Raw genomic sequence first — 9,772 nt, forward strand, 5'->3', positions numbered from 1 at the left:
ACCACGGCGACCGCGGCGACCGCAGCGGATCAGTCTGACGGGAGGCCTTCGGATCCAGGTCGAGGGAGGCCTGCGGTGGCCCGGCGTGGCAGGCCTGCGACGCCGCACCGGGCCACCTCCACTCGCGATCGGTCAACGCCCGGCCGAGTTCGAAGGCACACAGGGAGCGGGCTGCTGCGGCGAAGCGACGTCGGACAGCGTCGAGATCGACCGGTGGTGCGCCCGGAGCGCCAAGGGGCCGAGTCGACTGCACCGACCTGACGCCTGAGCGTCGTCGTCGAGAGCGCCTCTCCCCCGGCGTCTCGCCCGATGGGTACAGGACGCCCGCTGCGCACCGGCGCCCCGGACTCCCTGCGGGTGGTGACCGAAGACCTCGACGCCTACCGGCGCCTCCTCGATGACAGTCCGGCCGCGCAGCCCGGCGTCAGCCGGGCTGCCATGACGGCCTGGGCCCTACAGCGTCGTGGGCCGCGGGTCATGTCGGCGTCTGGTTGGTTCGGGCCACGTCGCCGTGCCAGTGGGCCGACGGCTTGACGACCCGGTCCTGAGGGGTTCTTCGTGGCGTGGGGTGGGGTGGAGCCGAGCGCTACGTCCTCACTCCGCGCTCGGTCCGGGCCGCGGCTCGCGGACGACGGCGACGCCTGACTCGGGGACGGTGACCGAGCCCACCACCGGTTTCCCTGTGAGGAGTTCGACGCCATCGGCGGGGATCTCGGCGCCGCGGCCGGCGTGATCGATCAGGAAGAGGTAGTCGGCGTCCGCGCCGCGCCGCCTGACCACTTCGACGCCGGACGGCGCATCCCGCTCCGGGCGGACGCACGCCTCCTTGCGGATGCGTTCCAGGAGGACGGCCAGGGTGGCGGGGTCCGGATGGGTGGCGATGTACCAGGCGGTGCCGTTGCCGTACGCATGGCGGGTGATGGCCGGCACGTCGGCCAAGGGTCCGTCCGCGTACCTGGCGACGGCCTCCGCCCCCGTGAGCCGGAGGCGTTCGGTCCACAGATCAGCGGTCGCGTCCTGCGGGACCTGGCCGGTCAGCCCGACCTGTACGCCGGGCAGCAGCGGGAACAACTCGTCGCCGTGCACCCCGAGGAGTTCCCGGAAGGCGCCCGGGTAGCCGCCCAGGCGGATGTGGCAGTTCTCGTCCACGGCACCGCTGTGGAAGCCGACGGCCAGGGTGCCGCCGCGCTCGACGTACGCGGTCAGACCGGCCGTGCCGGCGTCGTCGACCAGGTACAGGCTGGGGGCGAGTACGAGCCGGTAGTGGTCGAGGTCGGGGGTGTCGGGACGTACGAAGTCGATGGACACCCCGGCCTGCCACAGCGGTGCGTACCAGTGGCGCACCAGGTCCTGGAAACGGAGTTCGGCGCTGGGCTGGCACGGCAGTTCCACGGCCCAGCGGGCGTTCCAGTCCCAGACGATGGCGACCTGGGCGGGGCTGGTGCTGCCGCGGACCTCGGCGAGGGCGCGCAGGTCGGCTCCGAGCTGCACGACGTCCTGCCAGATGCGGCTGTCGGTGCCCGCGTGCGGCAACATCGCCGAATGCCACTGCTCGGCGCCCGCCTTCGCGGCCCGCCACTGGAAGTAGGCGATGCCGTCGGCGCCGTGCGCCACGTGCGCGAGCGCGTTGCGGCGCATCTCGCCGGGGTTCTTGGCACGGTTGACGGGCTGCCAGTTGACGGCGCCCGTGGAGTGTTCCATCAGCAGCCACGGGCCGGCCGCGAGCGAGCGGACCAGGTCGCCGCAGAGCGCGACGTCGACTTCCGACTCCGCGTCGGTGGCGCGCAGGTAGTGGTCGTTGGAGACGACGTCCAGCTCGGGGGCCCAGCGCCAGTAGTCGAGGGCGTCGAAGTTGTGCATCACCATGAAGTTGGTGGTGGCTGGGGTGTCCGGGGCGGCGCGGCGGATCACGTCGCGTTCGGCGGTGAACAGCGACAGCAGTTCGTCGGAGCAGAAGCGGCGCCAGTCCAGCCGGTGGGCGGGGTTGGGGTCGGCGCCGGTGGCGCGGGGCGGGATGACCTCGTCCCAGTCGTAGTACCACTGGCTCCAGAAGGCAGTGCCCCAGGCGTCGTTGAGGGCGTTCAGGTCGTCGTCGAACTTCGCTCTCAGCCACGTGCGGAAGGCGGCGGCGCTGGTGTCGCAGTAGCAGGCGGAGTTGTGGCAGCCGTACTCGTTGTGCACGTGCCACATGACGACGGCCGGGTGGTCGGCGTAGCGCTCGGCGAGCGCGCCCGTGATGCGCAGCGCGGCCGTGCGGTAGGCGGGGCTGGACGGGCAGAAGGTCTGACGGCTGCCGTACGCCAGCGTGCGGCCGTCGCGGTCGACCGGCAGTGCCTCCGGGTGGGCCTTGAAGAACCAGGCGGGCGGGGCGGCGGTGGGGGTGGCGAGGTCGGCGGCGATGCCGTTCTCGTGGAGCAGATCCAGGATCTTGTCCATGCGGGAGAAGTCGTGGGCCCCCTCGGACGGCTCCATCAGGGCCCAGGAGAAGATGCCGACGCTGACCATGTTCACCCCGGCCTCGCGCATCAGGGCCATGTCCTCGGCCCATACCTCCTCGGGCCATTGTTCGGGGTTGTAGTCACCGCCATAGGCGATGCCGGGCAGGCGAAGACCGCGTTCAGTGCTCACTGGTGGTGCTCCGGGAGATAGCAGAGACAGGTGGCGTGAGGGTGCGTCAGCCCTTGTTGGCGCCCAGCGTGAGTCCGCTGACGAACTGGCGCTGGAGCACGAAGTACACGAGCAGGGTGGGGATCGCGGTGAGCAGGGCGCCGGCGGCGACCAGGTTGGGGTCGGTGAAGTACTGGCCGGAGAGGTTGTTCAGCGCGGAGGTGATCGGCATGTTCTCGCCGGTGGAGATCAGCACGATCGCCCAGAAGAAGTCGTTGTAGATCCAGATGGACAGCAGGGTCGCCAGGGCGGCCATGGCCGGGCGGCACAGCGGCAGGACGATCTGCCAGTACAGCCGCCACACGGAGGCGCCGTCGACGAGGGCGGCCTCGGTGAGCTCGTGGGGCAGCGAGCGCATGTAGTTGCTCAGCACGAAGGCGCAGAAACCGGACTGGAAGGCGACGTGGACGAGGACCAGGCCGAGCGCGGAGTCGTAGAGCTTGCCGCTCATCGTGATACCGGGCAGGTCGACCAGCAGGTACATGCGGTACAGCGGGGTGATGATCACCTGCTGCGGGAGCAGGTTGCCGGCCGTGAACACCAGGAGCAGGAAGAGGTTGACCCGGAAGTCGAAGCGGCTGACGTAGAAGGCGACGCAGGAGGAGAGGAACAGGGTCAGCAGCACCGCCGGGACGGCCACCAGCAGCGTGTTCCCGAAGTAGTGCAGCATGTCGGACTGTTGGAAGGCGTCGGTGAAGTTGTCGAAGCCGAGTTCGTCGGGCCAGGACACATAGCCCTTGGCGCTGGTCTCCGAGTATGGGCGCAGCGCCGCGAACAGGGCCCACAGCAACGGGGCCAGCCAGGCCAGGGCCGTGACGATCAGGAACGTGTGCAGCAGGACCCGGGCGGGGCGGACGGGGGTGCGCTGACGGCCGGGTGCGGCGCTCACGGTGCTCATGCGCTCCGCTCCTTCCGGAAGGTCGAGATCAGATAGGGGATGATCACCACGAGGGAGATCACCAGGAGGACGACGGCGATCGCGGAGCCGTAGCCGATCCGGCTGGACTCGCCGATGATGTTGTCGGTGACCAGGATCGAGAGCAGTTCGGTGCCCTGGGCGCCCTTGTTGAAGACGAAGACCAGGTCGAATGCGCGCAGCGCTTCGATGATCGTCACGACGAGGACGACGGTGTTGGTGGGGCGCAGGGTGGGGAAGACGACGTTCTTGAACGTCTGCCACTCGTTCGCGCCGTCCAGTGCGGACGCCTCCCGCAGCGCGGGGTCGACGCCCTTCAGTCCGGCGAGGTAGAGGATCATCATGTAGCCGGCGTGCCGCCAGGACGCCGCGATGAGGACGGCCCACAGGTTGAGGTCCGGGTCGCCGATCCAGTCGATGTAGTGACCTGGCTGGTTCGCGCCGATGAGGCTGTTGATCAGGCCGGTGTCGGGGTTGTAGACCAGCTGCCAGACGAAGCCGATGACGGCCATGGAGACCACGACCGGCAGGAAGAACGCCGTCTGGTAGACCCGGCTGAACCTGATCTTCTTGTCCAGCTGGACGGCCAGGAAGAGCCCGAACGGGGTGGGGATCAGGATGAGCACGACGAACCAGACGACGTTGTGCTCGACGGCGGGCCAGAACTGCGGGTTGTTGGTGAACAGTTCCCGGAAGTTGTCCAGGCCGACCCACTTGATGGTGTCGAAGCCGATGCCGTCCCAGGTGGTGAAGGCCAGGGCGATCGAGGCGAGGGCGGTGACCCAGACCAGGGCGACGTGCAGGATCGTCGGCACGCCGGCCATCAGGCCGAGGGTGAGCCGGTCGCGGCGGGTCAGCAGGCGTCGATGGCCCTGTACGGCCCGCTTCTTCGGGGATGCGGTGCCCGGAGGCGGCACGGCGGCCGCCTCCGGGGTCTTCGTGGTCGTTTCGGAGCTCATGGTGTCGGTGCTCATCCGCTTCAGAAGGAGGGTGGGTCTCAGCCGGAGGCGAAGATCGTCTTCTTCTGGCGTTCGATCGACGTCAGCAGTCCGTCGACGCCCTTGGGGTCGCGGACGAACTTCTGCAGCGCGGGCTGCATCACCGTCGAGGTGAAGTCCGGTCGGCTGTCGCGGTCCATGAACTGCGTCAGGTGCTTGGCGCCGCTGATCATCGCGTACGCCTTCTGCTGCAGCGCGCTGTACGAGGAGGTGTCGGCCTTGGAGGAGGCGGCGACCAGACTCGGGTCGGACTTGAGGTAGATCTGTTCGGCTTCCGGGCTGCCCAGGAACTCCAGGAGCTTTTGCGCGGCGGCCTTGTTCTTCGGGGCCTTGGAGAGCATGAAGCCGTCGGTGGGAGCCTCGACGGTGTCCTGGCCGTACGCGGGATCGATCTGCGGGAACGCGAAGAAGTCGAGGTCGTCCAGATCGGCCTTGTTCGTGAACTGCTGTGCCACGAAGCTGCCGAACAGGTACATGCCCGCCTTTTTGGAGATGAGGGTCTGGGCGGCGTCCTGCCAGGTGCGGCCGACGGCGCCGTCCTGGTGGTAGGGCAGGAGCTCGGCCCAGTGGTCGAAGGCGGTGCGGACCTTGGCGTCGGTCCAGGAGGCCTTGCCCGCCATCAGCTCGACGTGGAAGTCGTAGCCGTTGGTGCGGAAGTTGATCTGGTCGAAGGTGCCCATCGCCGGCCAGGCGTCCTTGTCGCCGAAGGCGATCGGGACCAGACCGTCCTTCTTCATCTGCTTGCACAGGGCGATCAGTTGGTCCCAGGTGGTGGGGACGGTGTAGCCGTGCTGCCGGAACACGCTCTTGCGGTAGAAGACCCCCCAGATGGACGTGGAGATCGGCACGAAGTAGTACTTGCCGTCCTCGCCCTTGCTGAGCGCCTTCATCGCGTCGGGGAAGTTGCCCCCGATCTTGTCCCACACGTCGTCGATCGGCGAGGCGAGCTTCTTGGACGCGAAGAACTGCATCCGGTAGCCGGCGAACCAGTTGAACACGTCGTCCGGGGTGCCCTGGAGATAGGAGTTGATCTGCTCCTGGAACGTGTTGTGGTCCTTGGTGTTCACGTCGACGGCAATGCCGGACTGCTTCGTGAACGCCGCGTAGATCTCGGCGAACGCCTTCTTCGGGACGGCGTCGGAGGCGTTGGAGCCGAGGGTGACCGTCTTCGGATCGGCGGCGGTGCCGCTGCCTCCGCAGGCGCTGAGCAGGGGTATGCCCGCGCCCAGGACCGCGGCGCCGGCGACGCCGCGCAGGACGGCGCGACGGCCGGGAGAAGGCATAGGGCGACCGAGGGATGAAGAGTGCATTTCGGCTCCTGACAGGGTGACCGAGCCCGAGGCGACGGGTCGACCCGAGGGGTATGACGGTGAAGTGGTCGTCCAAGCGACCCCAGACTCAACACGATCGAACAAATGCGACCGGCGGCTGCGAGGAGAGTGAATGCTCCGAGGAGTCGCTGTCAAGCCCCTCCCATCCCGGAAACACAGCCGACCGCACGCGGCTGGACGTCCGGCGCATTGCCGTCGAACGGGAGCGAAGGCCCCTGCCGTACGCACGGCAGCACGTGATCGCATAGCGCCTGACCTGCACCTGTTCATCCCACGGAAGGGCAGTACCGACCGGTGCACCCCCTCGCGTCGAACGACCGCACTCCCCCGAATCCGTTGGGCTGCGTCGAAATCGATGCCGCACGGACCCTTGACGTACGCCTTACGGCTACGTAGACATGACCACGCGGTCAGACCGCGTGGTCATACGGTTGACCTCGTTCGATGCAGATGTGGACCGTCGGGAGAGACTTCATGGCACCAGCGATGGGCGAGAACGAGGGCTCCGCCGCGCCGCGCAGCGCGGACGTGGCCCGCCTGGCCGGGGTGTCGCGCAAGACGGTCTCCCGTGTGCTCAACAACGAGCCCTACGTCTCCGACACAGCGCGCCGGAAGGTCCTCGCAGCCGCTGAAGAACTCGGCTACCGGCTCAACCAGGCGGCCCGCACGCTGGCCTCCGGGCGCAGCGGCTCGATCGGCGTGGTGGCCCTCGGAACCGTCGGGTACGGCACTGCTTCCCTCTTCCTGCACGTCGAACGGGCCGTGCGTGACGCCGGGTACGCGCTCCGGGTGGTCAACACGCCGAACGGCGACCCGGTGGGCATCGCCGGCGCCGTGGAGTCACTGCTGGAGCAAGGAGTGGACGGCGTCGTCGTCTCCGAGCCCATCGTGGAAGGAGACGTCGGCGTGCGCGTCGACGTGCCGGTCCTCTTCCTGGGGGCGCCGCCGGCGTTCTCGGCCGCCCGGACGGTGACCATGGGCGTGGCCGCCCACGCGTTGGCGCGGGCGGCGACGGAGCATCTGCTGGATCTGGGGCATCCGACTGTTCACCACCTCGCCGGTCCACGCCGGTGGTACGCCACCAAGGACCGTATAGAGGGATGGCGGGCGGCGCTGGCCGCACGGGGCGCGCACGAGCCGCCGCTGCTCAACGGTGACTGGTCGCCCGCCTCCGGATACGCGGCGGGCTGCGCCCTGGCCTCGGACCCCTCGGTGACCGCGGTGTTCGCCGCGGGCGACGAGATGGCCATCGGCCTCATCCACGCCCTGCGGGACGCAGGACGGCGCGTGCCCGAGGACATCAGTGTCGTCGGTTTCGACGGCAATCCGGTCTTCGCCTACGTCTCCCCTCCCCTGACCACCGTGGTTCAGCCCTTCGAGGCGGCGTCCCGGGAAGGCATCCGCCTGCTCGTGCACGCGATCGAGAAGCCCGACGCCGACCTGCCCCGGGCGAGCGACCCACCGGTCCAGCTCGTCGTCCGCGGCTCGACCGCGCCTCCGCCGTCCCACCAGGACAAGACGGAGCAGCGCACCGTCTGAAAGAACCCCGGCCGGGAGAACACCCGCACGCCCGGGCACCGCTGTGCCGTTCGCCGGCCGTCTCACCATGAGACCGGCCGATCCCCGTCGCCGCGCCGCCGACGTCTTCCCGCACTGCGGCCGCGGCCTGCGGGCTCGCCGCCTCCACCGGACTCCCCCGGGGCGGCGGGCGCCGAACCCACCATCCCTTCCCTGTTCCGGGAGCCGCACCATGTCCCCTGCTCCGTCGGTCGTCAGACCCGGCACCGCTCAGCGTTCCCGCTCCGCCACCGTCCTGTTCCTGATCCTGGCGCTGGTCGTCGCCGCGGCGACGGTTGTGCTGCCCGCCGCGGACCGGGCGCAGGCCCTGTCCCGTCCCTCGCAGACGATGTACACGCCGCCCTCGGGTGCGCCTTCGCCCGGTTCGCTGTACCCGCGAGCGGTACGCCTCCAGCACAACGGATCCGCCGACGGCACCCTGCTCGCCACGTTCGAGCAGTACACCTCCGGCACGCCCGTCTTCCCGATCTACCGCAGCACGGACGACGGCAACTCCTGGAGCAAGCTCTCCGACGTCGCCGACACCCAGAACGGCTGGGGCATGCGCTGGGAGCCCGAGCTGTTCGAACTGCCCACGGCGGTGGGCGGCTTCCCTGCGGGCACCGTCCTGGCCGCCGGCGCCTCCGTTCCCTCGGACCGCTCGGCCATCAAGCTCGATGTCTACGCCAGCACGGACCGCGGACAGACCTGGACGTTCGTCAGCGACATCGCCACCGGCGGCGCCGCCTTCGACACCAACGGGAACACCCCCGTCTGGGAGCCTTTCTTCCTGGTGTCCGGCGGCAAGCTCATCGTCTACTACTCCGACCAGCGCGACCCCGCCCACGGCCAGAAGGTCGTGCACCAGGTCTCCACGGACGCCCGCACCTGGGGCCCCGTCGTCGACGACGTGGCGATGCCCACCTACAGCAACCGTCCCGGCATGCCGACCGTCGCGAAGCTGCCGAACGGCAACTACGTCATGACGTACGAGTACGGCGGCGCCCCCGAAGGCAACTTCTCCGTCTACTACAAGACCTCCTCCGACCCCGAGGCCTTCGGCTCCGCCACCGGCATCCCCCTGCGCACGACGGACGGCGTGGTGCCCCAGAGCGCTCCCTACGTCACCTGGCTCCCCACCGGAGGCCCGGCCGGCACCCTCGCCGTCAGCGCCAACAGCGCCGACGACCTGTTCGTCAACAGGCAGAACGGCGCCGCGAACACCTGGACGCGCATCAACGCCAACGTGGCCGGCGGGTACAGCCGCGGCATGACCCCCCTCTCCGACGGACACAGCCTGCTGATACTCAGCGGCGGCCGCGGCGGCGGCAACCTCGCCAACCCCGTCACCTACAGCACGATCGACCTCGGCGGCGGCATCTCCGACGGCGCCACCTACACCGCCTCCAACGCGGGCAGCGGCCTGATGCTGACCATCGCGGGCGGCTCCACCGCCAACGGCGCCTTCGCCACCCAGCAGAACGTCGACAACGCCGGCGACCAGAAGTGGAGGTTCCTGCAGCAGCCCTCCGGCTACTTCAAGATCCTCAACGTGGCGAGCGGCAAGGTCCTGGGCGTGCAGAACCAGTCCACCGCCAACGGCGCCAAGATCCTCCAGTGGGACGACAACGGCACCGTCGACCACGAGTGGGCGGTCGCCCCGAACCCCGTGGGCGACTTCTCCCTCATGAACCGGCTGACCGGCAAGTACCTGGAGATCCCCGACGCGTCCACCACCGCAGGCACCGCCGCAGGGCAGTGGGACAGCACCGCCTGCGCCTGCCAGCGCTGGAACCTCACCCAGACGGACCTGCCGCCCCTCGGCACCGGCCAGTACGTACTCGTCAACAAGAACAGCGGCAAGTACCTCGACATCCCCAACGCCTCCACCGCCACCAACACGGCCGTCGACCAGTGGCAGAACTCCGCCTGCGCCTGTCAGCTGTTCACCTTCCAGTCCGCAGGCAGCGGAGTCTGGACCGTCAGGGGCGTCAACAGCAGCCTGAATCTGGACATCCGTAACAGCTCCACCGCTGCAGGAGCCGTCGTCGTCCAGAACACCCCCTCCGCCGCCGACTCGCAGAAGTGGACCCTCACCGACGCCGGCAACGGCTACTACAGACTCCGCAACGTGAACAGCGCCCTCGTCGCCGGCGTCGCACAGTCCTCCACCGCCAACGGCGCAGCCGTTGTGCAGTGGAACAACGTCAGCGTCGACGACCAGCTCTGGAAAATCGTCCGTATCAACTGACTCCCATGGGGTCACGACCGGGCGCGGGGGGGGCCGACGAAGCGGTCCCCGC

General features: G+C 69.1%; 6 protein-coding genes. 2 read left to right on the plus strand and 4 right to left on the minus strand.

The genetic code is table 11. The features are described from left to right. Positions 1-594 precede the first annotated feature (594 nt). From ACN6LD_RS19320 to ACN6LD_RS19335, 4 genes are read right to left on the minus strand one after another with little or no spacing between them, the layout of a single operon-like run. Complete coding sequence (locus ACN6LD_RS19320; RefSeq protein ID WP_445043832.1) at positions 595-2,628, minus strand: beta-galactosidase; 2,034 nt, start codon at positions 2,626-2,628, stop codon at positions 595-597. A gap of 46 nt (positions 2,629-2,674) precedes the next feature. Next, positions 2,675-3,565 carry a carbohydrate ABC transporter permease gene (locus ACN6LD_RS19325; protein ID WP_445043833.1) on the minus strand — a complete coding sequence of 297 codons (891 nt, stop codon included), beginning with the start codon at positions 3,563-3,565 and terminating at the stop codon, positions 2,675-2,677. Further along, positions 3,562-4,542: a carbohydrate ABC transporter permease gene (locus ACN6LD_RS19330; protein WP_319189939.1), complete on the minus strand. Its 981-nt coding sequence runs from the start codon at positions 4,540-4,542 to the stop codon at positions 3,562-3,564. Before ACN6LD_RS19330 ends, ACN6LD_RS19325 begins: the two co-directional genes overlap by 4 nt. Before the next feature lie 38 nt (positions 4,543-4,580). Next, positions 4,581-5,864, minus strand: a complete 1,284-nt coding sequence (locus tag ACN6LD_RS19335; protein WP_445043834.1) for an ABC transporter substrate-binding protein — start codon at positions 5,862-5,864, stop codon at positions 4,581-4,583. A 522-nt stretch (positions 5,865-6,386) separates the two neighbouring features. Between ACN6LD_RS19335 and ACN6LD_RS19340 the strand changes: the two genes are divergently transcribed. Continuing rightward, a complete protein-coding gene (locus tag ACN6LD_RS19340) occupies positions 6,387-7,451 on the plus strand; it encodes a LacI family DNA-binding transcriptional regulator (RefSeq protein ID WP_445043835.1) in 1,065 nt (354 codons plus the stop codon). A gap of 211 nt (positions 7,452-7,662) precedes the next feature. Then, positions 7,663-9,720 carry an RICIN domain-containing protein gene (locus ACN6LD_RS19345; protein WP_445043836.1) on the plus strand — a complete coding sequence of 686 codons (2,058 nt, stop codon included), beginning with the start codon at positions 7,663-7,665 and terminating at the stop codon, positions 9,718-9,720. Positions 9,721-9,772 lie beyond the last annotated feature (52 nt).

The organism is Streptomyces sp. SAS_272, from assembly GCF_052543235.1.